This window comes from Janthinobacterium psychrotolerans, assembly GCF_001677885.1.
Taxonomy (GTDB): Bacteria; Pseudomonadota; Gammaproteobacteria; order Burkholderiales; family Burkholderiaceae_D; genus Janthinobacterium; species Janthinobacterium psychrotolerans.
Genome location: NZ_LOCQ01000007.1, coordinates 1 through 1178, shown reverse-complemented (window position 1 = coordinate 1178; position 1178 = coordinate 1). Strand labels below are relative to the sequence as shown.

The window sequence follows — 1178 nt, the reverse complement described above, 5'->3', positions numbered from 1 at the left end:
ATATCCGCAGCTTCGGTGACTGGCTTAGCCCCGTTACATCTTCCGCGCAGGACGACTCGATCAGTGAGCTATTACGCTTTCTTTAAATGATGGCTGCTTCTAAGCCAACATCCTGACTGTTTTAGCCTTCCCACTTCGTTTTCCACTTAGCCAATCTTTGGGACCTTAGCTGGCGGTCTGGGTTGTTTCCCTCTTGACGCCGGACGTTAGCACCCGACGTCTGTCTCCCAAGCTCGCACTCATCGGTATTCGGAGTTTGCAATGGTTTGGTAAGTCGCAATGACCCCCTAGCCATAACAGTGCTCTACCCCCGATGGTGATACTTGAGGCACTACCTAAATAGTTTTCGGAGAGAACCAGCTATTTCCAAGTTTGTTTAGCCTTTCACCCCTACCCACAGCTCATCCCCTAATTTTTCAACATTAGTGGGTTCGGACCTCCAGGGCGTGTTACCGCACCTTCATCCTGGCCATGAGTAGATCACTTGGTTTCGGGTCTACACCCAGCGACTGATCGCCCTATTCGGACTCGATTTCTCTACGGCTTCCCTATACGGTTAACCTTGCCACTGAATGTAAGTCGCTGACCCATTATACAAAAGGTACGCAGTCACGGAACAAGTCCGCTCCTACTGTTTGTATGCACACGGTTTCAGGATCTATTTCACTCCCCTTCCGGGGTTCTTTTCGCCTTTCCCTCACGGTACTGGTTCACTATCGGTCGATTACGAGTATTTAGCCTTGGAGGATGGTCCCCCCATATTCAGACAGGATGTCACGTGTCCCGCCCTACTTGTCGTACGCTTAGTACCACCGGTCCGATTTCACATACGGGGCTATCACCCGCTATGGCTCCTATTTCCAGAGGATTCTGTTATCGGTCCGACTATCACGTACAGGCTCTTCCCATTTCGCTCGCCGCTACTTTGGGAATCTCGGTTGATTTCTTTTCCTGCAGCTACTTAGATGTTTCAGTTCGCCGCGTTCGCCTTGCATACCTATGTATTCAGTATGCAATACCCTAAAAGGGTGGGTTGCCCCATTCGGAAATCTGCGGATCAAAGTGTGTTTGCTCACTCCCCGCAGCTTATCGCAAGCTACTACGTCCTTCATCGCCTGTAATCGCCAAGGCATCCACCATGTGCACTTATTCGCTTGTCCCTATAACGTTAGCCTCTG

Annotated in this window: 1 rRNA gene; it reads right to left on the bottom strand. The window is 50.5% G+C overall.

Features of this window, described 5'->3' with window-relative positions:
- Positions 1-1160: ribosomal RNA gene (locus tag ASR47_RS00065) — 23S ribosomal RNA — on the bottom strand; the annotation flags it as partial.
- Positions 1161-1178: the final 18 nt, after the last annotated feature.